This is a genomic window from Planktothrix prolifica NIVA-CYA 540, from assembly GCF_963864145.1.
Classification (GTDB): Bacteria; Cyanobacteriota; Cyanobacteriia; order Cyanobacteriales; family Microcoleaceae; genus Planktothrix; species Planktothrix agardhii.
Genome location: NZ_CAWLTW010000001.1, coordinates 4,578,070 through 4,603,870, shown reverse-complemented (window position 1 = coordinate 4,603,870; position 25,801 = coordinate 4,578,070). Strand labels below are relative to the sequence as shown.

Below are 25,801 nucleotides of genomic sequence, written 5' to 3'. Positions count from 1 at the left end.
TTTATTAAAGCCATGATGAAACTTGATTCTACTCCATCCCAATCATCTTCGGGTTATCTAGGAAAAGGTGTAATTCTACTGACTATTTTAGCCGGAACTATGGCATTTACCAATCCTAAACGAGAAGAATATATTAATTATGCTTCTGATCAATTATCCACCGAAATTAAAAAATCCATTTGTAAAGAATCTCAAGTCCCTGAATTTTTAAAAGGATTTTCTAGTGCGTTAGTGAATACTTGTAATACCTTAGTGGTCAATCAACGTAACTTAATTAAAGACACGGTAGATAAATCCACAACCCGACAAAATGCGATTTTATTTAGTGTTTATACGACCGAAATCGCTGGATATAAATATCAAACTTTAGGAGGATTTGGTAATTTTCTTACCTTTCCCACAAAAGAGCCTAATTCTGCTCAATCTACTTCTAAAGAATCAAGTTGAGAATTTCGATCAATTTCCGACTTTAAGCGGATAATAAAACTATCTCGGTTAACTTGATTTAAAATCTCTTGAATAGCGGTATCAATACCCTGTTCACCCCAGGTACAGCCTTTTTCTAAATATACTTGCGCCGCCTGACCAACAGTATAGGTTAGATAGGCAGAAATTGAGGCTTGAGTAATCGCAATTCCGGCATAATTAGCGAGATCTGTGGCTAACCCAGCCGCACTTTTACCAAATCCTAATATCCAACCACTACCCATTTCAGCTAATAGTAATCCTCCCGAACTTAATAGAATTTTTTTCCATAATTTCCCCGCTTGATAACTGGTCATCGGTAAACCATATAAACGGGCCAAAGACCGAATTAAAATTAAATCGCTAATTGTTGCACCCAATACATCTAAAATAGCAATGGGATTTAAGGCTACCGCTATAGCTTTATAACGAGTAAATTTCCAGATTAATTCCTCTGCTTCCGCCGCTTGTAATTTAATACTTTGACGGGCGATAATTCTTTCTGCTTCTCGCCCTTGAACTAAAGCATTTAAAGCTAAAAGTGAGCGTCCTTCTCGATTTAATAGCTTTAAAATAATCTGTTTTAATTCATCAATTTGAGATGATGGAGATTCCCATTCATAAGTTATTCGACCATCTGGCCATTCAATTCTAAGTTGGATTGGTGCGGGTTCTGCTGATACTTTGACAATCTCAAATGGTTTAGATTTATTAGGAGATTCAACAATAGAAATATCTTGAGTGTGAGCTAGTTTTTGTAAATTTTGATAGATTTTTTCCTGTTCTATTTCTGTATACAAATCAATTTTATTAAAAACAATAATTAACGGTTTATGAGCATTTTGTAATTCTAATAAAGCCTCATATTCGGTTCTAGTTAAATCCCCCGATACCACAAATAAAATTAAATCCGCTTGGCGAGTGACTTCCTTTGCCATATCCCCCCGTACCTGTCCGGCGACTTCATCTAATCCTGGGGTATCAATTAACTCAACTTGAATCGGATTTTGTTCGTCAATATTATCAATTCGATTCGGTTCTTCAATCTGAGATAAAGGTACACTCCAACGAATAGAACGGGGCCATTGGGTTACACCATTTAACGGCCCGGTTTGGAGAATTTTTTCCCCCAATAAGGCATTTAAAACCGCCGATTTTCCCCGACTAACTAATCCAAAGACGGCAATTCTAATAATTCCTTGTTCTAGTTTTTCTAAATTAGTTGATAGGATTTCTAACTGTTTTTGTAATGTTGCTTGTAATTCAGGATGAGAACTCCTTCGCCCCCGTTGTAAGTGGTTATAACGGGATAAAGTTTGTTTTAAACTAGAACGAGCTTGATTAAAATGAGTATTCATTATTAATGGGTATAGACTGGCTTTTTTGGAATGATGGGGTTTTGGTGTGTATGCCGATCTTACGCACCCTACAAGTACCAAATTGATTCAATTTGATCGGCGATCGCATTTGCTTCTTTTTCTATATTTTGATCGTTTTCTGTCTGAATTAATACCGTTACATGACCTAACTTTCTACCTGGACGAGATGCGGTTTTACCATACCAACGAATAAAGGAATTAGGAATTTCTGCGATCTTTTGACGCTTTTCTAAATATTCACTATTAGCAGTTTCAAACCCCAATAAATTCACCATGATCGCCCCACTACATTTTAAAGCGGTATTACCTAATGGTAAACCACTCACCGCCCTTAAATGTTGTTTAAATTGGGAAGTTTCACAAGCATCTAAACTAAAATGACCGGAATTATGGGTGCGCGGTGCGATTTCATTAACTAATAGTTTGCCTTCGGATGTTAAGAATAATTCTATCCCAAATACACCAATTACTTGTAAACTATTAAGTAAGGTTTTGGCGATCGCTTCTGCTGCTTCGGCTATAGTTTTATTAATATTAGCTGGAGCAATAACCCGATGACAGACTTGATTTTTCTGTACTGTTTCAACAATTGGATAAACTGCCACATCTCCCGCCACCGAACGCGCCGCGATAACAGCTAATTCCCTTTCAAAAGGAACAAATTTTTGTAATAACATCGTAGAATACTTAAATTTTGCCCAAATTTCTGATAATTCGTCTGCATTTTTAACAATAAAAGTTCCCTGTCCATCATATCCATAACGACAGGCTTTTAAAACAACTGGATAACCCAGATTATGATCAATTACTTTACCATTTTCGGGGTTTAAAAGTTGAAATTCGGGAACGGGTAAACCAATTTTTTCTAAATAAATGAGTTGATCATATTTATCTAATAATAAAGATAAAGCTGACAAGCGTGGACGAAAACAAATTCCCTGTTCCGCCAGTTTAGAGAGGGCGTTTAAATCAACAAATTCATTCTCAAAAGTAATAACATCGCAATGATTTGCTAATTTTGCCGTGGCTGTGGCATCATCAATTTTGGCTAAAATTGTTTCGGTCGCAAAAGGTACGGCGGGGTCGTCAGTTTCGGGCGTTTGAACAAATAAAGAAATCCCTAAAGATGTGGCTTCTATTCCCATCATCCAAGCTAATTGTCCCCCTCCAATTACACCAATTTTGGTCAGGGTTTGAGGTTGAATTGTGGGAGTAGATAGGGTGTTCATTTTTTAGCAATAGTCTCAACTTGATTTATTTTAACTGAATATAGCAATATTTATATTAAGCGTGATGTTAAGAGAAAGTTGAGTTACATTGAAGGTGAGATGCGCTGCTGCTTCCAGTGCATTTTCGGTAAGATCAGTTATAACAATCTCCTAGGACTTCTGCACCATGCCTGAAATGACCATCAAAGACCTAGAACGTATCGAGTCCGTCTTGTGTGAAGCGGGTTTAGACTATCAAATTGAACTGGAACAGGGTAATATTACCATTATGGGGCCATCAGATATCGTCGCCAGTGAAGTCTCCTTAGAATTTGCTAGTCAACTTCGTAATTGGGTGAAACCTCGTCGCTTGGGTCGTGTTTTCGACTCCGCAGGTGGGTTTATTTTACCAAATAGTGACCTAAAAGCGCCGGATGTTACTTTTGTTTTGCGCGATCGCTTGCCCAGAAGTGTGAGATATTTTGCGACCCTAGCTCCCGATTTAGTCGTTGAAGTCAAATCTCAAAGCGATCGCATGAAAAAACTGCGAGATAAAATCCAAGTTTATATCCAACAGGGCGTTAAAGTTGCGATTCTGATTGACCCCGATACCTGTCAACTGGAAGTTTACCGACCGGATCAGCCTATAATGATATTAGGAAATGGTGATATTTTAACTGTTAGCGAACTGCTCCCGGGATGGGAATTAATAGTTGCAGAACTTTGGCCTCCGGTATTTGATGAAGATGAATAATCTGCTTTTGCATTTAAAATTTAGGGGTGCGTGATTATGGTATTTTCTCGCACCCCGACAAGGGTAGCCAACAATCCCAAACAACAAACTAAGAGCTTGTTTTTTTGCTCGTTGAGGACTTTTTAGTTGTGGTTTTGGTGGTTTTAGCTGTGGTTTTAGCGGCCGTTTTTGTCGTTTTAGACTTACTCCGAGAACTCGAACCCGAATCCGCTTTTGCTGCTAACAATTCCAACCCTTGGGCTAAGGTAAACGCCTCTACCGCCGCATCCTTGGGTAAGGAAGCATTGATTTTTCCATGTTTAATGTATGGCCCATAACGACCATCATAAACATTCACAGGTTCACCATCTGCGGGATGGGTTCCTAACTCGCGTAAAGGCGGAATTTCTTTTTTACCCCGTCCTCCCCGGCCACTGGTTTTCGGTTGGGCTAACAGTTCTAAGGCCCGTTCTAAACTAATAGTTAAAACATCATCCGGGGCTTTCAGCGACCGATAATCCTTACCCTCTTTCCCCTGGTCATGGACAATGTATGGCCCAAACGGCCCCAAGGCGGCTTTAATCTTAGCCTCGGTTTCAGGATGGGTTCCCAACAGTCGCGGTAGGGCTAATAACCCCAAAGCCATTTCCAAGGTGACGTTTTCCTTCTCAACACCTTTAGGAATAGATACCCGTTTCGGTTTTTTACTGTCTTCGGCTTCTAACCCCAACTGCACATAGGGGCCGTATGGGCCGATTAATATATAGATAGTTTCTCCCGTTTCTGGGTGAACTCCTAATTTTTCTGGCCCTTCGGTTTTTTGTCCCACCAACTCCCGAATTACCTCCGGGGTTAAATCCGCCGGAGTCAAATCCTGGGGAATGGAGGCGGTAATCATGTCCTCTCCAGTCCCCGCCTCAATATAGGGGCCAAACTTACCAATACAGACGCGATATTGAATTGGGTCATCTTCATCCCCCAAATTTTCTAACTCAATAGTTCGGGCGATTTTGGTATCAATTTTACTGGCTTGGTCTTTAACCTGATTTTCCAGTCCAGCATCGCCTAAATAGAATTTTTCCAAATAGGGTAGCCAAGGAGCTTCTCCGGTAGCAATATCATCGAGGGTGTCTTCCATGCGGGCGGTAAATCGCAAATCGACCAAATCCGGGAAGTATGTTTCTAAGAGGTTGGTAACCGCAAAGGCCGTAAAAGTTGGAATCAGGGCGTTATTTTTTAACTGAACATACCCCCGATCAATAATAGTTCCAATTACACTGGCGTAGGTACTAGGGCGACCAATACCTTCACTTTCTAGGGTCTTAACTAAAGACGCCTCCGTAAACCGAGCCGGAGGTTGGGTTTCGTGTCCAACTACATCTAACTTTTTGCAGTCGGGATGGTCGCCAACTTTCAGAGGGGGTAATAATACCTCTTGGTCTTCCAAGGCTGCTTCTGGGTCGTCGGAACCCTCCACATAGGCCCGCAGGAACCCAGGAAAATCAATTCGTTTTCCGGTACTGCGGAATCCGGCATCCTCAACTTTTAGCTCAACGGTAATATTAGTTTGGCGAGAGTCAGCCATCTGGGAGGCAACGGTACGCTTCCAAATTAAATCATAGAGGTTGAGTTCAGCCCCACTTAGGGCCGTTTCTTGGGGCGTGCGGAAAGAACTTCCCGCCGGACGGATGGCTTCGTGGGCTTCCTGCGCTCCTTTAGATTTAGTCGTATATTGCCGAGGTTTGGGACTAAGGTAGTTTTTCCCATATTTCTGTTCCACACATTCCCGGGCTGCGGTAATCGCTTGCTCAGATAAATGTACGGAATCCGTTCTCATATAGGTAATATATCCCCGCTCATACAAACTTTGGGCGGTTTGCATGGTCTGACGGGCACTTAACCGGAGTTTACGGTTAGATTCCTGTTGCAAGGTGGAGGTGGTAAACGGAGGAGAGGGTTTGCGAGTAACGGCCTTTTCCTCTAAGTTGGCCACCGTCCAGGGTTTACCCGATAACCTTTGTTTTAAAGCTACTGAAGCGGCTTCATCCAGTAAAACCACCTTCCGACCTGCGGCAATTTTTCCAGTGGTTTCATCGAAATCGCTTCCGGTCGCCACTTTTACCCCGGCCAGACTCACCAGTTTGCTTTCAAATTTACTTCCCGCGCCTCCCTTTGAATCGGGGGGGTTGGGGGGGGTATATTCCAGAAGGGCTTTTAAATCCCAATAGCCCCCAGACCGGAAAGCCCGACGATCCCGTTCTCGACTGACCAGTAAACGCACGGCCACGGACTGCACCCGTCCGGCGGATAATCCCTTAGCAATTTTTTTCCACAACAGGGGGGAAAGAGTATAACCATAGAGGCGGTCGAGGATGCGGCGGGTTTCTTGAGCATGAACCAGTTCTTCATCAACGGTGCGACAATTTTTTAGGGCTTCACGAATGGCCTCTTGGGTAATTTCGTGAAATACCATCCGTTTAATTGGGACTTTCGGTTTCAGAATTTGGAGTAGATGCCAACTAATACTCTCTCCCTCGCGGTCTTCGTCAGTAGCGAGAACGAGTTCGTCCGCTTCTTTGAGGGCGGCTTTGAGTTCCTTAACAATTTTTTGCTTATCTTTGGGGATAACGTAAATGGGTTCAAAGTTCCCTTCCACATTCACTCCTAGTTTTGCCCACGTTTCCCCCTTATATTCTTCGGGGATTTCCTCAGCAGAGGGGGGAAGGTCACGGACATGACCCATTGAGGCTTCTACCCGATAGCTCGATGGTAAGAAGTTGCGAATGGTACGGGCTTTGGTTGGAGATTCAACAATGACTAAAGTTGACATAGCACCTTCTCAGGTTACAGCAAACACCGGACTTGGGGAATGAAGAAAAAGCGTTGGTAATTGCTTTTGTTGACAATATTAGCACTACATACAGCCAATAAAACTTTAGGTAAACCCTGAAAGGGTTGGGTGAGGGGATCTCCACACACTCACTATTTGAGTAATCCTATTTGAGTTGTGTTCAAAAGTCCTGGGCAAAAGGGAGCGCCGGAACGCCGGAACGCCGGAACACCGGAACATGGGTAATACTTCTAGCTGTTTCATGTCAGTATTAAAATGTTACAACCTATTTAGGATTGCTATATGAGTAATCATGTTCTTGTCATTGAAGATTTAAAATTTGACTCCGAAGTTCTGAAAGCAGAACTTCCAGTTTTAGTATATTTTTGGGCGGATTGGTGTGGCCCTTGTCGGCTTATGTCTCCTTTTATGGAAGAGATCGCCACAACCTATAGCGATCGCTTAAAAGTAGTAAAAATGGCGATAGATCCCAATCCTATCACTGTTAAATCCTATAAAGTGGAAGGGGTTCCCGCCTTGAGGTTATTTAAAGATGGGAATCTTGTCAAGTCCCATGAAGGGGCTATCCTTAAACCTAAAATAATCGAGTGGCTAGAAGCAAGTTTATCCGCTTGATATCCGCCCCGCCCGTTCAGGGCGGGGATTCCATCTATTGACACTCCCTGTGCCTGAAGGCGTGGGGATTCTTGGTTCAGCGAAACCACTTAATCAAATTACCTTGCAGTGCTTTAACCAGAGGTGGGATTATCCCCAAGCTAAAGAGCGGGTATGCCCCACTCTATTCGTATGAATGCGAGTTATTTTTTAAGAATCTTTTACCCACTACTGGGGAGAGGCTAAAACTGTGCAGTAGAACCCTATAGATTCACTTGATAATCAATCCGAATCTATCCGGCGATAGTGACCCAAAATAAAATCTTCCGATAGCATCATTGTATAATGGGCCAAGGGTAGTTTTTTACAAAGCCAGGGTGGGATCGTGAAAGCCCACTGGCTTCAGCCGTGGGATGAAACGCGACGCAGGCACTTTTAAGTGCCGTCATCTACCAATTAATTTGTACCCAGTTATTAGATATTTATGTTATCATATTTTCCATGATCAAAGTAACTCGGACGATTAAATTAAAATTCGCAAAACTCAACCGTTGTCAAGCTCAAATGTTTGAGCAAATGACGGAAGAAAACACGCAGATTGCTAATAAGCTGTTGTCATTGCCAATTAAAGAACGGCGAAAAATGACAACAGCTAAAATCATGTCCGAGTTAAAATCTGCTCTGGTCAATCAAGTTATTCGACATACCACATCCCCAACGGGTCGTAAAACCAAGCAATATAAAGTTCTTCCTGTAGAAGTTAACAATCAAAATTGGAAATTAACTCAAAAAGGGAGTACCTATTCAATTAGCTTCCCGACCCTCAAAGGTGAAAAAAGAATCCCCATTGAAGTAGCATCTCCTCATTGGCAACCCGTTTTAGATGGATTGTTAGAGGAAACAATTCAAGGGGGTTCTTTTAAATTGATTAAACATCGAAATAAGTGGTATGCCTATCTGTCAATTACTGAGGATGTTCCAGAAGTTGAGACAGAGAAAACATTAGGATGTGACCGAGGGCAGAATAATTTAGCGGTAGTTGCACCAAAAGAAGGTTTCGGTAAATTCTTTAATGGTCAAAGCGTTAAGCATCGGAGACGTTATTTTCAACAAAGAAGGCAACAACTTCAAGAAGCTAAAAAGTTTCGAGCTTTAAAGAAATGGAACAAAAAAGAGCAACGATGGATGGAAGCTATTAACCATACAGTCAGTCGCCGAATTGTTCGTTTTGCTGAATACCATAACGCCGATATTGTTATAGAGGATTTGGAAGGATGTCGTAAAACCATGAAACAGAGCCAGAAATCTCGTTCTGATTCCGGTGAATCTCGACACACTTGGTCTTATTATTCTTTGGAGCAGAAACTTAATTATAAGTTGGCTTTGAAAGGATTGAAATTAATCAAAAGACCTGCACCATATACCTCAAAATCTTGTTCAACTTGCGGTGTTATTGGCAAAAGAAATCGGCATGATTTTAATTGCCCTAATGGTCACTACCACAATTCTGATTTTAATGCTGCACGAAATCTGTCTCAATGGGATGGTTTCGCTTGTGATTTAAACCTAAAGAGAGATGCTTCTGTAATGGATTCATCCGGTTTAAATTATGGGGTGTTTGGCGCACCCCCGAACTCGGTGAAAAACAATCAAAAAGAGTATATTCAACTGTCTTTATTTGATTGGGCTAGATACGAGAATCCCACCCCTTTAGCGTAGCGTAGGGGTGGGAGTGTCAACTACAATAGAGGAAACCCGAAAAACTAATGGCAAGGATACGCATTCACGCCATTAGAACTTGTAGAGTAATCTGTATATTTAACAGTTAAAACTGAAATTCACTATTAGCATGACATCTGAACATATCCGCCAACGCTCCGAAATTCTCGGCACTCAAGTTATCACCCGTGACAGAGGTAGACGACTTGGAATCGTCAGCCAATTATGGGTAGACATAGATCAGCGTGAAATTGTAGCGATCGGAATCCGTAATAATATTCTAGCGATCGCTGGAATGCCAAAATTTATGTACCTGAGTAGTGTCCGCGAAATCGGGGACGTAATTTTGGTGGATGATGATACCGTCCTTGAAGAAGATGTGGATGTAGAAAACTACAGTACCCTGATCAACAGTGAGGTCATTACCGAAACCGGGGAACCCCTGGGACGGGTGCGCGGCTTCAAATTCGATACCCGGGATGGCAAACTAGAATCTTTGATTATTGCCTCCATCGGTCTACCTCAAATACCTGAACAGGTGATCAGCACCTATGAATTATCCATTGAGGAAATTGTTAGTAGTGGCCCGAATCGCTTAATTGTCTTTGAAGGTTCAGAAGATCGACTGCAACAGTTATCCGTCGGTCTGTTAGAACGTTTAGGTTTAGGAGAAGCACCTTGGGAAAAAGAAGATGAGGGAATGTATTATCCCCCAACGGTAAAACCTGCTAACCAGTTAGGCACCGGACTACCCCAAACGGCTCCACAACGAGCGAATCGCGCCCCGGCGGTGGCTCAGGAAGAAGCCTGGGATGAAAATGATGCCTGGGAAGAACATCCCGCCCCAGTTCAGCCTTTACGCCAACCCCAACCGATTTACAATGACTATGAAGAAGAAGATAATTGGGGCGATGTGGAACGGGATGAGGATGATCGTTATCGAGAACGGGAATTAGTTCCGATTGACCCGACCCCCCGTAAAGAACAAAAGCTCTATGCCAGAGAGTTAGACTATGAATATGAAGATGAGGTAGATTCGGACGCTTGGGATGAGGGCGAAAATCCCAAACCCTATCAACCTCCTCGAATTAATATTCCAGAGAAAACAAAAATTCCCGAATATGAGGAATAGGAAATATAGCAAAAGGGTTTTGACGGTCTTGTTGATGTCCTAACTATCTTGATTACTGCTATACACCCAACCCCATAGCAACAAAACCCCCGGCTAAACACTGGGGGTTAATTTTATTGCCTTTTTTACCCCGGTTTGAAAACACGGGGCAGCCCATCTCTGATGATGTTTGTGTTTTAGGATACAGAATCATTGTTGGAATCAATGAGCAAAATACAGATTCAATCTTTGGATATTGGTTATAGGAAAAGAATAGTAGCGATGCTGAAAAAATTAGGAATTATTGGATTACTTACATTCATTCTGTTAGCTGGCCCTATGACGGGAACAGCTTGGGCGCAAGAGGCAGTAGAAAATCCGATTAATACCGGAGATACCGCCTTTATGTTGATTTCGGCTGCCTTAGTCCTGTTTATGACACCCGGTTTAGCCTTCTTTTACGGGGGCTTAGTCCGCTCTCGAAACGTCCTCAACACCATGATGATGAGTTTCATCTTAATGGGCATTGTCGGCGTTACCTGGGTATTCTGGGGATATAGCCTCGCCTTTGATGTCTCAACTCCCGTCTCGGAAGGTTTTGGCAAAGGCATGGAACAGTTTATTGGCGGATTAGATTGGGTATTTTTAAATAAAGTCACAGCCGAGGCTCCTGACCCCATTGGCTATGCCGGAACCATCCCCCACCAGTTGTTTATGGTGTATCAGATGATGTTTGCCATCATCACCCCAGCCTTAATTTCTGGGGCGATTGTGGAACGCATCACCTTTAAGGGCTATTTTTCGTTTGTCTTACTTTGGTCTACATTTATTTACTCTCCCCTAGCCCATTGGGTTTGGGGTCGGGGTTGGTTACAAGCCATTGGTTCCTTAGACTTTGCCGGGGGAACCGTTGTCCATATTAGTTCTGGGGTGTCGGCGGTAGTTATCGTTTGGATGATTGGCTCGCGGAAAAGTTTTATGGTGGTTCCCCATGCCCCCCATAATGTTCCTTTTGTCCTATTAGGAATTGGGATGTTATGGTTTGGCTGGTTTGGCTTTAATGCTGGCAGTGCTTTAAGTGTAGGTTCTTTAGCTACCGTTGCTTTTGTCGCCACCATGGTTTCAGCATCAGCCGGAGGATTGACTTGGGCAATTGTGGAATGGTATTTACGCGGTAAACCAACGGCCGTTGGGATTGCTAGTGGTTTCCTGGCTGGGTTAGTTGGAATTACTCCCGCAGCAGGATTTGTTACCCCGGTTGGTGCTATTTTAATCGGTTCTATCACGACCGTTTGCTGTTTCTATGCCGTCAGTTGGCGGGTGAAATTAGAATTTGATGATTCTTTAGATACCTATTCCGTTCATGGTGTGGGTGGAACAGTTGGGGCTATTTTAACCGGAGTTTTTGCTACAAAAAGTGTCAATCCGGCTGGATTTGATGGACTTTTGTATGGCAATCCAGGGCAATTAATTCCTCAAATTGTTGGGGTAGTTGCTACCTACGTTTTTGCTGGGGCTGGAACTTTTGTGATTATCAAAATTCTCGGTTCCTTAATGGAATTGCGAGTTAAACCGATGGTCGAAGAACAAGGTTTGGATATTGACCAACATGGAGAAGAAGCTTATGGCGAAGACTTTGCTTCAGGTTTAAGTTTTTCAACTGGAAGTTTTTCTGGAAAAGAAAGGTAATTTTAGGGATTTAGGGGTTTCATTACTAAAATGAAACTCCTATAAATCTAATTTTTAGTTAGAAACAGAGTTTTTAATTATTCGGCGGTTGAAACCGCAGCTAAACAAACAAAACCCGCCTGCGCGGGTTGAAGATTCTGGGAGCGGATTTTTCCTACCCACATACTCTCCTTGTCCGCGCAGGCGGACATCGTTTGTGTAGCCGCGATTTCAATCGCCGAGGGCTTGATTTCTACATAAAGGGAATGTCAGATCAAATCAAAGTTTTTAATTATCCGGCGGTTGAAACCGCAGCTACACAAACAAAACCCGCCGACGCGGGTTAAAGATTCTGGGGAAGGATTTTTCCTACCCACATACCCTCCTTGTCCGCGCAGGCGGACATCGTTTGTGTAGCCGCGATTTCAATCGCCGAGGGCTTGATTTCTACTGCTGTAATATCGGTGTCAATTCATCGCTTAAAAATACTGATTCATAACTCAAATATTGAGATACTCTACCGCTAAATAAGTTATTAATAGTTTGAGCAACTAATTTTAACCAGAGGGGATTACCTTGATAAAGGTTAATCAATTCTGGCCAGCGATCTTCATCTAATAAACCTTTTTCTCTAATAATTTCTGTGGCGGCTTCACCTAAGCCAGTTAATTGTAATAAACATACTGCTAAATTATCATCGGTAAATGTTAAAATATCTGAAGGGGGTTCCCAACTATTGAGGATTAAGCAGCTATTATGAGGAATTTCGCCGATAAGTTTAAATAGGGTTCCATAATTTTCATATCCGGGTTTATAATTGCCTGCAAGTTGGCCGCTGTTGAGGATTTGCTGCACGTCATCTAGGATGATCAGACAGCGATAGGTGCGTAGTTAAAATGACCTGAATTTGAAACTTTAGAAATTTGATATCTTTCAATTGCAGACTTAAAAGTAGATTTATTTACATTTTCCTCTAAAATTTATGACATAATTTTCCATAATTTTGAGGCGATATTTCCCACATGACGTTCCGTACAATAAAATTCTTTAGCAACTTGAGAATATCTTTATACAACCCCTACTGGAACAATAAACAGGCAAGCCAAAAGCTGCCCAATTTAGAACTTGCCGAGTCTTTGGGATTGAAAATACCAAAAACATTAGTTACGAATAATTATGAGAAAGCCAAAGAATTTGGAGACAATTCCCTCAACATCGGCTTTGATGAGGTGGCATTTTGGGAGTTGGAGGCTATCAATTGTCTGCACCTCGACTTGCTCCCCATCTCCTAAACCACCAAGTTCTAAACCACCAAAATTATTACTCTTTTTATACTCAATAAACGGTACTCTTATAACTCCAGTCTCTTTGCCAAGAACTGCATGGCGTGTGATAACATTAGTTAGATCATTCAACACTAAATTTGCACACAGAGTCTGGAAGATGAGGCGTTGTGGTTCAAAGGCAAAAACAGTTCCTTCTAGTCCAACAGCTTGAGCAAGAAAAATAGTGTGCGATCCTATATTTGATCCAGCTTCAACAACCACAGCACCGGGGTGAAGTATTTGCTTAAATATATCTATCTCGGTTTCTGACCACTCTCCGTAAATATCTAGCGATCGTCCAATAAAAATGTCATACTTGCTGTACACCATAAAGCCATAGCGACAGGATGATATGTTAGGTATTAACTTCATTAATCTCCTACTTCTAATTTTTGCCAATTTAGCAATATTCGTTTCTTGACTAAGCGTGCGATCGCCTCTTCCTCAAAAATTATTAACTACTCAGATTTAAACTGGTGGCCTGCGAATTCTCGTCTGCATTTCATCTGCAACCACCAAACAGCCTTGCAAAGTTTCTAGTGGTTGCTCGCTGACAACACGGGACAGTACATCAAGCACATACTGACGGCTACGACTGCGAGAACGTAACAATAATATACCCGGATGAGTTCCTGGCGGGAAACGACGGACATCTGAAAAGTCTAAGTCTAGGGTGATAAAAAAACGCCCCTCAGCACAAGCTTGCTGCCATACAATCTCGTCATCAGCACCCGATAGTCCTTCATCTGTGACGCGATCGCAATCGTAACCCATTTGTCGCAAGAACTCAGCGTGTGCGACACTCATATTTTCATCTAATTTTATCAGCATTGTACTCATCGAATTGGCAATAATTCCTCTTCTCTTGTCAGTGCCGCAGCATAGGAGAGCGCAGCCTTTACATCTTCTAATTGAAGTGGTGGATATTCGGCGACAATTTCTTCGGCTGTCAGTCCATCCGCTAAGTTATCAAGGATAACTGATACCATAATTCGAGTTCCTTTAATGCAAGGTTTCCCATGACAAACCTTGAGGTTGATAGTAATATATTCTTGCCAGTTCATTTTTGTGCAACGAGGGTACATCTACCAGTATATCCTATATGTTTAACGGACGAATTTTTTTAATTTCTGCTCCCATTGTTGGGTCAAAATTAGTCAACCAAATATCACCCCGTTTAGGAAAAAGAGAGTTAGTAGTCAATTAAATCTCCCGCTTCTAATTCTTGCCATTCTCTATCTTCCTGGTAATGCGACAACATTGCCTCAGCTTGTTTTGCTAGAATGTTTCGCCTCTCTTCTAATGGCAATTGCATAAATTCTCGGCGACTGGGATAATTAGCTAGTGTTGGTATTTCTAAATCTATATCAGTCTGCAAATTGTGAATCTGACGCTTAGAACTCAATGCTTCTATTCGATCCGCTTCTGCTTCTTCGGCTGCAATATCAGCATCAATTTCCTCTTTGTTAGCCAAGTCACATCAAATCAAAGGCGGTTGAAACCGCAGCTACACAAACAAAACCCGCCGACGCGGGTTAAAGATTCTGGGGGCGGATTTTTCCTATCCACATACCATATAAGTCCGCGCAGGCGGACATCGTTTGTGTAGCCACGATTTCAATCGCCGAGGGCCTTATTATGAGGAATATCACATCAAATTAAAGTATTTTCATTGCTTCCACAACTTTTTGAGAAATAAAAGGTAAGATTTCCTCGTTCTTACTTTGGGCTTTTCCCTCCGTAAATACTACTAATAAATAAGATTGAGTCGAATTAAGTTCAATATAAGCCGCATCATGGCGAACTTGGCTAGTATGTCCGGCTTTTGACCAGAGTTTTGCCGTTTTAGGTAATCCACCTCCTAGAAAACCTGCGACTTGATTCTCTGGATTTTTCGCTAAATCTTTGGGGTCAAGACTGCGTTGAATTAATGTCATCATCTGACCAGAAGCAATCGAAGAAACCGCCACCCCACCAATAATACTATGCAATAATCTCGCGGTGGCATTAGTGGTTAACATATTGCGATTTTCCATTAATTCCCCTAAAAAAATTCGTTCTCGACCATAAGCTCCATCACCCCAAGTTTTTTGATTCACATTAATTGATTCAAATTCCGACCAGTTAAGGGTTTGCAAATAACGATTAACTAAATTGCGCTGACTTTTCCAGGTTTCAAACGGCCCTGTTGGTAATTCTGGGCCGCTTGTAGTTCCAGTTAATACATCAACTACTAAACTGGTAGCATCGTTACTAGAATCAATAATCATATCTCTAGTCGCTCTTTCTAATTCCGGGGTTGTCCGTAACATTCCCTTTTCTTTCCACTCAAAAATGGCCAGTAAATAAAATAATTTCACAATACTAGCCGGATAAATTTGTTCAATTCCCCGATAGTCAAATCCTCGAACGGGATATTTCCAAAATTCCTCCGGGGTTAAGGCACCCCCGGTATTCACAGAAATAGGCGGGTCATAAACTAACCAAGTCATAGCAACTTGATTGGCGGCTAAACCTGGAAATTGTGCGCGAGTTGCATCTATAATGCCAGTACCTTGGGTTTCTAATTGTTCATCGGAATGGAAAAAAGTCATTTCAATTGTCAGTGTCGAGTGTCAAGTTTGCTAGTTTTGGCTAAGAGTCAATAGTCAACCCCCAACCGTCAACATCCATTAAATTAATTATGATTGCCAAACCCTTATCAGATACGATTGAGTATTGCTGTAGAGAGAATTTGGATCTCTATGATGGAGCCGACTGCCAAACTTTAGCAACGCAAGCGGCTGTATCTCGTCATTTACGTCTACTTCCCCAATCTAAAAATCACACTAATAATTCCCCTAATATTCTAGTTCAATTATGTGAAGATAATTATACCGCTTGGTTACTTGATTCGGATCAAAAGTATTTAGAGATTGCCACTCAGCCCTATCTCGCTCCGATTTGGTCAGAGGCTCAAATTCAAGCCGCAATTCCCCAGATTATTCAGTTTACTCAAGTCGCAATGGCAACCCCTAATTACTATCTTTGGGGCGGGACGGTCAGCCCTAATTATGATTGTTCGGGTTTAATGCAAGCTGCCTTTGCTGATGCCGGAATTTGGATTCCCAGAGACGCCTATCAACAAGAAGCCTTTGCCAAACCCATCACTTTTAATCGAGAACAATTGGATTTTTCGGGTCTTCTCCCTGGGGATTTAATATTTTTTGGAACTGTCGAAAAAGCGACTCATGTTGGATTATATCTCGGAGACAAAAAATATATTCATAGTTCGGGTAGCGAACACGGTCGTAACGGCATAAAGATTGATGTGTTATCATTAGAAGGAGATACCTGTATTCAGTATTACTTTAAACAGTTACGGGGGGCAGGACGAATAATTTCTAGTTATCAACTGCTTCCTAAGTAAAGTCATGTCCTGCTTAACGGGTGGAGTCTGTTAATATGGCCTGGGATTAAGATTGGGTATCCTTAAATTATTATTATATCAACTTTGTTTTGGAGACTGGCAATGCGTCAACTTTGGTTTCTATTCTCCATCGGTATTTTGGCAGTTGGGTTAGGGGGATGCGGTTCTAAACCTGAAGAAACTGCCACCACTCCGAGTCCAACTACTTCTCCTGCAACTTCTCCATCGGCCGTAGCTTCGCCGAATCCCAATGCAACCCCGACCCAGGGGCAAACACCCCCGTTTAAAGATCCGTTAGTCAAAGAACAGTCAAACGTGGCTGCGGGTGCGGGTTTGATTCAATCGACCAATTCAGAAGAACGGTTACGTCTCCTGGGTAAACCTTCGACGGCAACTTCTACTGCACCGTTAACAACAACGGCTCCCTCTGCGGTGAGTATCGATCCTTTTGCAGTTTTACCTCCATCCATTGTCCAAGCTGCTCCTGAAGTGGGCAAAGCACCAACTGTACCGGAACAGACAACTCGGGCTGTGCCTGAATTACCTAAATTAGCGGTAAGTGAAGCCCCCATTCGCTGGGTCTCTACTAGCACCAATCTTCTACCTCCTAAAACCCCTGGAACCATTAGAACCCCTGGAACCATTAGAACCCCTGGAACCATTGGAACCCCTGGAACCATTGGAACCCCTGGAACCCAACCGGGGAATGGAGTGACAACATTCACACCTCAAATTACTAGGTCTGTAAGAGGCGTACCCACTTTACCGAGTTTACCCATTGCCCAAGTCCCCGATTTACCGGCAATTCCCAATATACCGACACCCCAATCCTGGCGTGATCCTAATCCCCCGCCACCCCGTCCCGTTGCTACCCAACCTTTTGTTCCTCCGCCTCCATCTACAGACTTAGCTCGAGGGATGGAAGTGACCGGGGTATTGCAAGTGGGAAATCAAACTAAGATTATTCTTAAGGCTCCCGCAGAACCGACCAGTCGTTATGTGAACGTGGGACAGCGTGTGTCTAATGGTCAAGTTTTGGTTAAACGAGTCAAGTTTGATACTGGTGGTGAACCTGTTGTTATTTTCGAGCAAAATGGGATTGAGATTGCTAAATCTGTAGGTGCTATTCCACCGGCTGATCCCAAGGTTAATAATATTGGTCTGCGATCTTCGGGAGTTCACTCTGGTTGAATAGGATAGATCTAATCTGGAGAAATTTGTATGTTTTTTTCATAAGAAAAAGTTGGAATTAACCATGGTTTATTCAATCCGAAAATGGAGTTTTTTGATGCTAACTCTATCGAGTTTAGCGGTTGTTGTTGGTGTTAATCATCCTCTACCTTCTCTTGCACAAAAAGCTGACGGAAAACGTCCTCCGATTTGTGAAGGACAGTTACCGACGGGAATGGTCAAGTGTAACTATGAGGGAGGAGATAACTATAAGGGAAGTTTTGTTAATGGTAAACCGGACGGTCAAGGGATTATGGTTTATGCAAACCGCGATCGCTATGAAGGACAGTTTCGCAATGGTTTACCGAATGGACAAGGAGTATTTATCTTTGCTAATGACGACCGGATCGTTGGGATATTTAAAGATGGCAATATTACCCAGGGGACGGTGATTTTTGCTAATGGCGATCGCTATATTGGAACTTTTAAACTGGTGCGAGAAGTTGGGGGCGGAACGGTTAGTAGTCAACCCAGTGGTCGCGGACAGTTTATCTATTCCAATGGCGATCGCTATGAAGGTGAATTCTTTGCCGGATCTCCCTTTGGTCAAGGGGTGTTTACCCGAATTAATGGCACTCGCTGTCAGGGACAGTTTTTTAATCAACAACTTGATGGTAAGGGAACCTGCACTTTTGCCAACGGAACTCGCTTTGAAGGTGAATTTCGCGGTGGGGTTCCCCATGGCCAAGGAACGATTATTGATGCCAAAGGAAAACGCTTTCCAGGTAGTTTCCGTGATGGCCAGAAAGTATAGGAGGGAATGGGGAATTACGAATTACGAATGGGTAATGGGTAATGGGTAATGGGTAATGGGGAATAGAAAGAATGCACCTTATATGTGTCTTTCCAGGGGATAATGGCTGGGTTAGCAATAAAACTTAAAGAGTTAAATTAACTTAGACAGCCAATCCAGTAGTACCCTGAGTTTATTGAACGTCTTTATTCGTTTTTTGATTGAAAAGGGGAAGAAAAACCAATGGTTCAACGTGGTTCTAAAGTTCGTGTCCTACGCAAAGAGTCCTACTGGTATCAAGAAGTAGGTACAGTTGCTTCCGTAGACGCCAGTGGCATCAAATATGCTGCGATTGTTCGCTTTGATAAAGTGAACTACTCCGGTATCAATACCAACAACTTTGCCGTGAGCGAACTGTTGGAAGTGGAAGCTCCCAAAGCTACCGCTAAAAAATCCGCACCCGCCGCTAAAAAATAGCCTGTGCCGGAATTACCGGAAGTTGAAACCGTTAGGCAAGGTCTAAATCAAGTGACCTTGAACCAAACAATTGTGGGGGGTGAAGTGTTGCTTCAGCGCACTCTCGCCTACCCCTTTTCCATTGATGAATTTTTGCAGGGTTTAACTGGAGTGGCGATCGCATCCTGGCATCGCCGAGGAAAATATTTACTGGCGGAATTGGTTAAATTAGACAGCCAGAGAACCTCTGGAGGCTGGTTAGGGGTTCATTTACGGATGACAGGTCAATTATTATGGGTTAGCCCCCAAGACCCCTTACAAAAGCACACTCGGATTCGTTTATTTTTTGCGGAAAATCGAGAATTGAGATTTGTTGATCAACGCACTTTTGGTAAAATTTGGTGGGCGCCACCCGGTCAGGAAGTTTCTAGTATTATTACCGGATTAAATAATTTAGGCCCAGAACCTTTCACTTCAGAATTTTCCGTTGAATATTTACAAGAACAATTTAAAAAACGTCAACGCCCAATTAAATCTGCCCTTTTGGATCAAAGTTTAGTGGCCGGAGTCGGAAATATTTATGCGGATGAGTCTTTATTTTTAAGCAGAATTTCCCCAACCACTCCCTGTAGTGCCTTAACTCGTCCCCAACTCGAACAGTTACATCGCCATATTATTCAGGTGTTGAAAACCAGTATTGAAGTGGGCGGGACAACGATTCGTAACTTCCTGAATGTTCAAGGGGTGAATGGTAACTATGGCGGCACAGCTTGGGTTTACAACCGTACTGGAGAACCCTGTCGAGTCTGTGGAACTCCCATTGAACGTTTGAAACTTGCCGGACGGTCGGCTCATTTTTGCCCGAAATGTCAGTATTAGGGGCAATATTTTGGTGGGATATAGATTAAAAATTAAACCTATTTTATCAGGCGTGAACGCCTCACTACGAGGGTTTCACGCCTAGAATTAAATGGGGTTTAACCTAAGTTTAAATCCGTGACAGCACCAACACTACTCGATGAAACTAATTTCGCATATTTGGCTAAAACTCCTTTAGTATAACGGGGTTTTGGAGCTTGCCAATTTTGCCGACGTTGGGCTAATTCTTCCTCAGAAATATTCACTTGCAGTAACCGTTGATGGGCGTCAATAGTAATACTATCTCCCTCTTGAATTAAACCAATATTCCCACCAACAGCCGCTTCTGGGGCGACGTGACCCACAACCATTCCATAAGTTCCTCCAGAGAAACGACCATCGGTAATTAATCCGACTTTATCCCCTAAACCTGCTCCAATAATTGCCGAAGTTGGTGCTAACATTTCCCGCATTCCTGGCCCGCCTTTCGGCCCTTCATAACGAATCACAATCACATCACCAGCGCTAATTTTTCCGGCTAAAATTGCATCCAAACATTCTTCTTCCGATTCAAAAACTCGCCCTGGGCCAGTAATAACTGGATTTTTAACTCCGGTAATTTTAGCAACTGCACCTTCTGTGGCTAAATTGCCTTTTAAAATCGCTAAATGCCCTTGAGCATACATAGGATTATTCCAAGGACGAATTACATCTTGGTCGGCACTGGGTTCGGAGGGAATATCGGCTAATTGTTCAGCAACAGTTTTCCCGGTTATTGTTAAGGCATCCCCGTGAATTAAGCCTTTTTCTAATAACATTTTCATCACTAACGGAATACCACCAGCCTTGTGTAAATCCGTGGCAACATAACGACCACTGGGTTTTAAATCACATAACACCGGAACCTTAGCCCGAATAGCTTCAAAATCATCAATAGTTAGTTCAACTCCGATGGCATTAGCAATAGCTAATAGGTGTAAAACCGAATTAGTTGAACCGCCCACGGCCATAATTACAGCGATCGCATTTTCAAAGGCTTTTCTGGTTATAATTTGACGGGGAAGAATCTGATTTTTAATTGCTTCTCGTAACACATAGGCCGACTGTTCTGTACTTTCGGCTTTTTCCGCATCTTCTGCCGCCATGGTTGAGGAATACATTAAACTCATTCCCATCGCTTCAATCGCAGAAGACATGGTATTTGCTGTGAACATTCCCCCACAGGAACCCGCCCCCGGACAGGCGCGACGTTCCACTTCAATTAATTCTGTCTCGTCAATTTTTCCAGCACTATATTGTCCGACGGCTTCAAAAGCGCTAACAACAGTTAAATCTTTACCATTATAATGTCCGGGTTTAATGGTTCCACCATACACAAAAATGGACGGAATATTCATTCTAGCAATCGCAATCATCGCCCCCGGCATATTTTTATCACAGCCACCAATTGCTAAAACCGCATCCATACTTTGGGCGTTACAAGCAGTTTCAATCGAGTCAGCAATTACCTCTCTTGAAACCAAGGAATATTTCATCCCTTCAGTCCCCATAGAAATGCCATCGCTGACCGTAATTGTTCCGAACATTTGCGGCATCGCCCCCGCTTGTTTCAGGGCAGCTTCAGCGCGTAATGCTAGGGCGTTAATGCCCATATTGCAAGGGGTGATGGTGCTGTAACCGTTGGCAATTCCAACGATGGGTTTGGTAAAATCTTGATCTCCAAATCCCACCGCCCGTAACATAGCACGGTTGGGGGTGCGTTGGGTTCCTTGGGTAATAGCTTGACTTCTCAGGTTATCGGACATTAATTGTTCCTCTTGTGTGCGGGTTGTGTTCCAACGGTTCAACGACGTTTTTTGTATTGTTGTTACTCGCTGATCTAACCCATTTTTTATATCGTTATTATTATCTCAGAAAATGTGATAAATTATTAACGGCTTTAGAAATTGATGGGTTTGACTCAATAATACCTTGATAAATTTTAGTTCTGAATCTGTAAAAATTTCAATCATTATTCCGGTTTTAAATGAAGCGGAAAATATTGGTTTAGTAATTTCATCGATTCAACGGGCGGAAAATATAGAAGTTATTATTATTGATGGTGGCAGTCAGGATAATACGGTTAAAATAGCTGAAAATTTGGGGGTGAAAGTGATAGTGACAAATCGAGGACGGGCGCTACAAATGAATGCGGGGGCAAAAATAGCGACGGGGGAGATTTTATTATTTTTGCATGGAGATACCCAATTACCCCTAGGATTTGAAACAGAAGTCCGAGAAACATTTATTAATTCTAACATAATTGCCGGAGCGTTTCAATTAAAAATCAATGGTGATCAATTGAGTTTAAGGGTAATTGAAAAAACCGTATTCTGGCGTTCAAAATATTTACAAATGCCCTACGGAGATCAGGCTATTTTTATCAAGGCTATCACTTTTGGGGAGATAGGTGGATTTCCTGAACAACCGATTATGGAGGATTTTGAATTAATCCGTCGTTTAAATCATTTAGGAAAAATTGAGATTTTATCAAGTTCTGTAATCACATCGGGACGACGGTGGCAAAAGTTAGGCGTATTCAAAACCACATTAATTAATCAGTTAATTGTTATCGGATATTACTTAGGAATTTCCCCGACAAAATTAGCTCAATGGTATCGGAGGAATGCAGGTAATGGGGAATAGGTAATGGGTAATGGGTATATAAAATCAGTTTTTGCCATTGTCCTGAAAGAATGTTGACAATTGAGATCGGGTTTTGCTACAATATGACATCGTGCGAATATAAGTTCGTTGCTGCTTTAGCTCAGTTGGTAGAGCGGTTCACTCGTAATGAACAGGCCGTCGGTTCAAGTCCGATAAGCAGCTTTTTGATTTCAAATCCTTGCACAGCCATACTGAGGGCTTAATCCCCTAAACCTAAGACTAATAAATTTAATCTTTTGTTATTGGTGTTAGGTTTTGCTGCTAAGTCTAGGGAAGAAAGCCCTGAAGGGCTTACTACTTTTAGGAGTGTTAAAAGCCTTTTATCCAAAATTATCAGACACATAACTTTCAGCTAACTTAACAAAATCAACTGTTATCAGACGAATATATCCATCCATAAATTCTTGACCGTCCTCAAACATTGATTTTTGATTATATACCGGCAACAAAAAACTACTGCGAATTTTTAATTGATTTAAGTATTTAGGAAACTTCTTAACTTCCTTCTGCATCAGATATTCATAAACAAACTGCTTCCTAACACTTCTATCTTTTATGTTTTCTATGTTTTGGGAATCTAAAAAATAGCTGGTTTTATCATATTTTATATCAATAATATTTATATAATTATCATCCATATTAAAAAAAACTTCAAGGAATGAATTGAACCTATTTTTTATATTATCTATATTAGCTAGATTAATATGTTTTAATAGGGAATATTTAATAATAGGTCTTAAATGATCATACCAGCTAATTTCAAATTGTCTAGGATTTTCGATGTCAGGATCGAGCTTGTCAGAATTTATTGTATCCCATAAATCAAATTTTTGAAATATATAAATATTGAGATAGATATAAAACAAATGCTTAAAATAATATATTTTATGAATTTCTTCAATGTCTAAATTTTCAGGCTCAATTTCCCAAAATGAGCTAAATTCAATTGGTAAAGGTTTATCGATTATTAATCCTGTTTTTGATAGATGCTTGGAGCCATATTTTTGATGCGTTTTATCCATAGATTTTCTGGCATAATTATTCATACTATAAAATGTGTGTATTTCTTCTTCCTGGTGAGCATAAGCAATTTTTAATTCTTTCTCTTCATATTCATTTAATATCTCAAATGTAGTTTTATAACCACCATCATCCCAAACTAAATTTGAATAGATTTCGTAATATCTTTCTTCTATATTATTAAAAATGGATGAAAAAACTACTGCATCAGGAACAAGCTGAGAACCATTAATTTTAAATAAATCATTAGATAAAGAAACTATTTTTGAAGACTTTTTAAAAATTTGAATCCAATAATTAGAGATAAAACGACTATCTAAATGCAGGAGATAATTAAGATTTTCTTTTACTATATAGGTTAAACACATTGACTCCCAAACACTATAAAAGTTGTTAATTCCCCAGATTTCACCTTCATTTGTTTGACGAAGTTCGCCATACAGGAATAACTCTATCGCATCATAAAATTGCCAATAGTCAATATCTTTAAAAGGGGTATTGTGATCAATTAACTCTAACGCATCTTTTAAACTATCGATCACTTGACTATAATATTCTTCTTCAAATAAACCATAATTACCACCGATATAGTGTTGTTTAAACTGTTCTGCTAGAGCTTTAATTTCTACGCCCACTTCCTGCTTAAGTTGTTGTTTGATTTCCCATAAAATATAACAGTACATCGCCACAATATCTGTTGACTCAAAGCGGACTTGTTGACGGGGTAAGTCCATCGAGTCAATATAAGCAGCACCATTCGGTAAAAAAACAGCACGATGTAAAAATTTGTGAATTTGGCTATGGTCAAAACTGTCTGACCTACCCAGTCGATAAACTAAACTTAAAATTTTGGGTTCATCATGGGCTTTCAATATCCCACTAATCATATCGAGTTTAGAATAAAAAATATTTTCATCTAACTCGTCATCTTCGCTAATATCTGCACCTTGATGGATTTTAACCATACCATCTCGGTCAGATGTAGTCATATCATTATTTTTTTCTAAATATCCTTTTTCTATACAAATATTCTTAAATTGGTCAAAGACTTTATAAAGCAGAAAAAATAAATCCCGCTTTGTGTTAAACGTAAAGCGTTGAAGTTCTTTTGGTTTATTAGGAAATCCTTTCGGTAGACAAAAACGAATCTGGGAGTTACGCCGTTCTAGTCCCACAAAAGAATATTTTTCATTAACAACCAGTTCAAGATTATTAAAATTAATCATTTTTATTTGCTCTATAGAATTTCTAAAAAACTAATAATTTTTATTCCTTTCTGTCAAAATATTTCAAAAAAACTTCCGTTTTTTCAATAAAATTATCATAAGTAATTAATTTAATATCTGTGTTTCCAGAGATTTCTGAAATAATTTTTTCTAAGGGTCTTTTATCTCTGGCAAAAACGCTGTCCCAAAGATAGAACATCAGTTTATCTTTAACTTCTTCTAAATTAATTTTTCCATCGTCATCAGGTTTGATAAACCAAAAGCCAATTTGTTTGTCTTCAATTCTTCTGATTGAATCAGAACTCTTTATAATCAATTGATTTATGTTTTCTATAATTAAACCCCAGTTTAATTGTGTATTATCTACTGCTTCATCTTTATTAAAAACTAATTGAACTGATGTATCATATTTTGATTCCAACATATATCGACTGCTTTCTATTGAAATATATTCCCAATTCCAACGTCTTTTAAACGCACTGTCAAGATAATAAATTGATTCATCAGAAGTATTGATGGTTGCTATTATAGATAAATTTTTAGGAATACTGATTTTGTTTTGTTTGAGAAGACCTAAAACTCTTAATCCGTTATCGTTATTGCTGTTTTTTAAACTCTGTTCTTCTTCATAAAATTCATCACATTTAGTGTACCGTCCATCTTTTTTCATTAGAATCGAACCATCGGTTTGAACATTGGGTTTATATCCCATTGAATTTAGCAGTCCTACTAACTCCATTTCAGAAACATCAACTTCATAACTAGACCAATGATCACTTTCTCGATCTAAAAGTTGAAAAACCGTTCCAAAAATAGCAGCCGCATTCCCTCGGTTGAGTTCATCAATCACTAATAAGTAATGTTCATTTTTTCCTTCTATTAACCCTCGGTAAGCCATTCCCAAGACTTTTAAAAAATGCCCAGGATAAAATTTATAAATTACGTTAGTTCCCTGAGTCAGAGGTAACAGTTTACCCATGAAATCACCATAGGTATATTCAGGATGGAATACCGTTTTGACCGTATTTTTAAGAATTTTAGTATCCGAATCAAAGCTTATATCGCATGAGAGCGATCGCTATTTCTCCAAATCTCTGTTGATCAAAATAT

Annotated in this window: 25 protein-coding genes, 1 tRNA gene and 1 pseudogene; 13 read left to right on the top strand and 14 right to left on the bottom strand. The window is 40.8% G+C overall.

All coding sequences use genetic code 11. The annotated features are described in order from the left end of the window. Nucleotides 1-12 precede the first annotated feature (12 nt). A complete protein-coding gene (locus tag AC559H_RS20365) occupies nt 13-447 on the top strand; it encodes a DUF4359 domain-containing protein (protein WP_026795118.1) in 435 nt (144 codons plus the stop codon). Here the strand turns inward: AC559H_RS20365 and AC559H_RS20360 are convergent. Together AC559H_RS20360 and AC559H_RS20355 are read right to left on the bottom strand one after the other, a co-directional pair. Further along, nucleotides 420-1,823, bottom strand: coding sequence for a GTP-binding protein (locus tag AC559H_RS20360; RefSeq protein ID WP_036833291.1), 1,404 nt, complete (start codon nt 1,821-1,823; stop codon nt 420-422). The two genes, AC559H_RS20365 and AC559H_RS20360, sit on opposite strands and share 28 nt — an antisense overlap. 68 nt (nt 1,824-1,891) lie before the next feature. Continuing rightward, entirely contained in the window at nt 1,892-3,073 is a 1,182-nt protein-coding gene (locus tag AC559H_RS20355; RefSeq protein WP_026795119.1) for a 5-(carboxyamino)imidazole ribonucleotide synthase, read from the bottom strand. Between the two features lie 166 nt (nt 3,074-3,239). On the opposite strand from AC559H_RS20355, the gene AC559H_RS20350 reads away from it, so the two are divergent. Next, nucleotides 3,240-3,806: a Uma2 family endonuclease gene (locus tag AC559H_RS20350; RefSeq protein WP_026795120.1), complete on the top strand. Its 567-nt coding sequence runs from the start codon at nt 3,240-3,242 to the stop codon at nt 3,804-3,806. 88 nt (nt 3,807-3,894) lie between these two features. Here AC559H_RS20350 and topA read toward each other — a convergent pair whose 3' ends face one another. Further along, complete coding sequence (topA, locus tag AC559H_RS20345) at nt 3,895-6,615, bottom strand: type I DNA topoisomerase (RefSeq protein ID WP_026798579.1); 2,721 nt, start codon at nt 6,613-6,615, stop codon at nt 3,895-3,897. A gap of 303 nt (nt 6,616-6,918) precedes the next feature. On the opposite strand from topA, the gene AC559H_RS20340 reads away from it, so the two are divergent. The 4 genes from AC559H_RS20340 to AC559H_RS20325 all read left to right on the top strand — a co-directional run bounded on the left by AC559H_RS20340 (nt 6,919) and on the right by AC559H_RS20325 (nt 11,749). After that, a complete protein-coding gene (locus tag AC559H_RS20340; RefSeq protein WP_026795121.1) occupies nt 6,919-7,251 on the top strand; it encodes a thioredoxin family protein in 333 nt (110 codons plus the stop codon). Nucleotides 7,252-7,731: 480 nt separating this feature from the next. Continuing rightward, on the top strand, nt 7,732-8,949 hold the full coding sequence (locus AC559H_RS20335; protein WP_052349631.1) for an RNA-guided endonuclease TnpB family protein: 1,218 nt from the start codon (nt 7,732-7,734) through the stop codon (nt 8,947-8,949). Between the two features lie 130 nt (nt 8,950-9,079). After that, nucleotides 9,080-10,081, top strand: a complete 1,002-nt coding sequence (locus AC559H_RS20330; protein WP_026795123.1) for a PRC-barrel domain-containing protein — start codon at nt 9,080-9,082, stop codon at nt 10,079-10,081. 204 nt (nt 10,082-10,285) lie between these two features. Then, nucleotides 10,286-11,749 (top strand): ammonium transporter, encoded by a 1,464-nt coding sequence (locus AC559H_RS20325; protein ID WP_237745591.1) that lies wholly within the window; start codon nt 10,286-10,288, stop codon nt 11,747-11,749. Between the two features lie 426 nt (nt 11,750-12,175). Here AC559H_RS20325 and AC559H_RS20320 read toward each other — a convergent pair whose 3' ends face one another. From AC559H_RS20320 to AC559H_RS20285, 8 genes and pseudogenes are all read right to left on the bottom strand, one after another. Continuing rightward, complete coding sequence (locus tag AC559H_RS20320) at nt 12,176-12,583, bottom strand: hypothetical protein (protein ID WP_026795125.1); 408 nt, start codon at nt 12,581-12,583, stop codon at nt 12,176-12,178. 125 nt (nt 12,584-12,708) lie between these two features. Then, nucleotides 12,709-12,780: pseudogene (locus AC559H_RS20315) on the bottom strand (hypothetical protein); the annotation flags it as partial. A 108-nt stretch (nt 12,781-12,888) separates the two neighbouring features. Continuing rightward, nucleotides 12,889-13,425 carry an FkbM family methyltransferase gene (locus AC559H_RS20310; protein ID WP_051319707.1) on the bottom strand — a complete coding sequence of 179 codons (537 nt, stop codon included), beginning with the start codon at nt 13,423-13,425 and terminating at the stop codon, nt 12,889-12,891. Between the two features lie 96 nt (nt 13,426-13,521). Continuing rightward, the gene (locus AC559H_RS20305; protein WP_162832336.1) at nt 13,522-13,884 is read right to left on the bottom strand and encodes a DUF5615 family PIN-like protein; all 363 of its coding nucleotides are present in this window, start codon (nt 13,882-13,884) and stop codon (nt 13,522-13,524) included. Nucleotides 13,885-13,889: 5 nt separating this feature from the next. After that, nucleotides 13,890-14,138, bottom strand: a complete 249-nt coding sequence (locus tag AC559H_RS20300; RefSeq protein ID WP_233423087.1) for a DUF433 domain-containing protein — start codon at nt 14,136-14,138, stop codon at nt 13,890-13,892. A gap of 13 nt (nt 14,139-14,151) precedes the next feature. Continuing rightward, nucleotides 14,152-14,256 (bottom strand): type II toxin-antitoxin system PemK/MazF family toxin, encoded by a 105-nt coding sequence (locus AC559H_RS20295; RefSeq protein ID WP_148292042.1) that lies wholly within the window; start codon nt 14,254-14,256, stop codon nt 14,152-14,154. Further along, nucleotides 14,246-14,527: a hypothetical protein gene (locus AC559H_RS20290; RefSeq protein WP_036833185.1), complete on the bottom strand. Its 282-nt coding sequence runs from the start codon at nt 14,525-14,527 to the stop codon at nt 14,246-14,248. Before AC559H_RS20290 ends, AC559H_RS20295 begins: the two co-directional genes overlap by 11 nt. Before the next feature lie 184 nt (nt 14,528-14,711). Then, a complete protein-coding gene (locus AC559H_RS20285) occupies nt 14,712-15,647 on the bottom strand; it encodes a serine hydrolase (protein ID WP_026795126.1) in 936 nt (311 codons plus the stop codon). Between the two features lie 89 nt (nt 15,648-15,736). On the opposite strand from AC559H_RS20285, the gene AC559H_RS20280 reads away from it, so the two are divergent. The 5 genes from AC559H_RS20280 (at nt 15,737) to AC559H_RS20260 (ending at nt 19,760) form a co-directional block, all read left to right on the top strand. Further along, nucleotides 15,737-16,462 (top strand): C40 family peptidase, encoded by a 726-nt coding sequence (locus AC559H_RS20280; RefSeq protein WP_026795127.1) that lies wholly within the window; start codon nt 15,737-15,739, stop codon nt 16,460-16,462. A 102-nt stretch (nt 16,463-16,564) separates the two neighbouring features. Beyond that, on the top strand, nt 16,565-17,653 hold the full coding sequence (locus AC559H_RS20275) for a hypothetical protein (protein WP_051319706.1): 1,089 nt from the start codon (nt 16,565-16,567) through the stop codon (nt 17,651-17,653). A gap of 64 nt (nt 17,654-17,717) precedes the next feature. Beyond that, entirely contained in the window at nt 17,718-18,446 is a 729-nt protein-coding gene (locus AC559H_RS20270) for an MORN repeat-containing protein (protein ID WP_026795128.1), read from the top strand. 222 nt (nt 18,447-18,668) lie between these two features. After that, entirely contained in the window at nt 18,669-18,902 is a 234-nt protein-coding gene (locus AC559H_RS20265; protein ID WP_026788198.1) for a photosystem I reaction center subunit IV, read from the top strand. Between the two features lie 3 nt (nt 18,903-18,905). Beyond that, entirely contained in the window at nt 18,906-19,760 is an 855-nt protein-coding gene (locus AC559H_RS20260) for a DNA-formamidopyrimidine glycosylase (protein ID WP_026795129.1), read from the top strand. A 98-nt stretch (nt 19,761-19,858) separates the two neighbouring features. On the opposite strand, the gene ilvD is transcribed toward AC559H_RS20260, so the two are convergent. Beyond that, complete coding sequence (gene ilvD, locus AC559H_RS20255; RefSeq protein ID WP_026795130.1) at nt 19,859-21,544, bottom strand: dihydroxy-acid dehydratase; 1,686 nt, start codon at nt 21,542-21,544, stop codon at nt 19,859-19,861. 166 nt (nt 21,545-21,710) lie between these two features. On the opposite strand from ilvD, the gene AC559H_RS20250 reads away from it, so the two are divergent. Continuing rightward, on the top strand, nt 21,711-22,424 hold the full coding sequence (locus AC559H_RS20250; protein ID WP_330942793.1) for a TIGR04283 family arsenosugar biosynthesis glycosyltransferase: 714 nt from the start codon (nt 21,711-21,713) through the stop codon (nt 22,422-22,424). Between the two features lie 110 nt (nt 22,425-22,534). Further along, nucleotides 22,535-22,607 (top strand) — tRNA-Thr (locus AC559H_RS20245). A 158-nt stretch (nt 22,608-22,765) separates the two neighbouring features. Here AC559H_RS20245 and AC559H_RS20240 read toward each other — a convergent pair. Both AC559H_RS20240 and AC559H_RS20235 read right to left on the bottom strand, forming a co-directional pair. Then, nucleotides 22,766-24,691 (bottom strand): hypothetical protein, encoded by a 1,926-nt coding sequence (locus AC559H_RS20240; RefSeq protein WP_026795132.1) that lies wholly within the window; start codon nt 24,689-24,691, stop codon nt 22,766-22,768. 40 nt (nt 24,692-24,731) lie between these two features. Beyond that, nucleotides 24,732-25,589, bottom strand: a complete 858-nt coding sequence (locus tag AC559H_RS20235; protein ID WP_237746376.1) for a restriction endonuclease — start codon at nt 25,587-25,589, stop codon at nt 24,732-24,734. Between the last annotated feature and the right edge of the window lie 212 nt (nt 25,590-25,801).

Coding starts and splice junctions, on each gene's coding strand:
- AC559H_RS20365 (WP_026795118.1), top strand. CDS start 13: ATGATGAAACTTGATTCTACTCCATCCCAATCATCTTCGGGTTATCTA.
- AC559H_RS20360 (WP_036833291.1), bottom strand. CDS start 1,823: ATGAATACTCATTTTAATCAAGCTCGTTCTAGTTTAAAACAAACTTTA.
- AC559H_RS20355 (WP_026795119.1), bottom strand. CDS start 3,073: ATGAACACCCTATCTACTCCCACAATTCAACCTCAAACCCTGACCAAA.
- AC559H_RS20350 (WP_026795120.1), top strand. CDS start 3,240: ATGCCTGAAATGACCATCAAAGACCTAGAACGTATCGAGTCCGTCTTG.
- topA (WP_026798579.1), bottom strand. CDS start 6,615: ATGTCAACTTTAGTCATTGTTGAATCTCCAACCAAAGCCCGTACCATT.
- AC559H_RS20340 (WP_026795121.1), top strand. CDS start 6,919: ATGAGTAATCATGTTCTTGTCATTGAAGATTTAAAATTTGACTCCGAA.
- AC559H_RS20335 (WP_052349631.1), top strand. CDS start 7,732: ATGATCAAAGTAACTCGGACGATTAAATTAAAATTCGCAAAACTCAAC.
- AC559H_RS20330 (WP_026795123.1), top strand. CDS start 9,080: ATGACATCTGAACATATCCGCCAACGCTCCGAAATTCTCGGCACTCAA.
- AC559H_RS20325 (WP_237745591.1), top strand. CDS start 10,286: ATGAGCAAAATACAGATTCAATCTTTGGATATTGGTTATAGGAAAAGA.
- AC559H_RS20310 (WP_051319707.1), bottom strand. CDS start 13,425: ATGAAGTTAATACCTAACATATCATCCTGTCGCTATGGCTTTATGGTG.
- AC559H_RS20305 (WP_162832336.1), bottom strand. CDS start 13,884: ATGCTGATAAAATTAGATGAAAATATGAGTGTCGCACACGCTGAGTTC.
- AC559H_RS20300 (WP_233423087.1), bottom strand. CDS start 14,138: ATGTACCCTCGTTGCACAAAAATGAACTGGCAAGAATATATTACTATC.
- AC559H_RS20285 (WP_026795126.1), bottom strand. CDS start 15,647: ATGACTTTTTTCCATTCCGATGAACAATTAGAAACCCAAGGTACTGGC.
- AC559H_RS20280 (WP_026795127.1), top strand. CDS start 15,737: ATGATTGCCAAACCCTTATCAGATACGATTGAGTATTGCTGTAGAGAG.
- AC559H_RS20275 (WP_051319706.1), top strand. CDS start 16,565: ATGCGTCAACTTTGGTTTCTATTCTCCATCGGTATTTTGGCAGTTGGG.
- AC559H_RS20270 (WP_026795128.1), top strand. CDS start 17,718: ATGGTTTATTCAATCCGAAAATGGAGTTTTTTGATGCTAACTCTATCG.
- AC559H_RS20265 (WP_026788198.1), top strand. CDS start 18,669: ATGGTTCAACGTGGTTCTAAAGTTCGTGTCCTACGCAAAGAGTCCTAC.
- ilvD (WP_026795130.1), bottom strand. CDS start 21,544: ATGTCCGATAACCTGAGAAGTCAAGCTATTACCCAAGGAACCCAACGC.
- AC559H_RS20240 (WP_026795132.1), bottom strand. CDS start 24,691: ATGATTAATTTTAATAATCTTGAACTGGTTGTTAATGAAAAATATTCT.
- AC559H_RS20235 (WP_237746376.1), bottom strand. CDS start 25,589: ATGGCTTACCGAGGGTTAATAGAAGGAAAAAATGAACATTACTTATTA.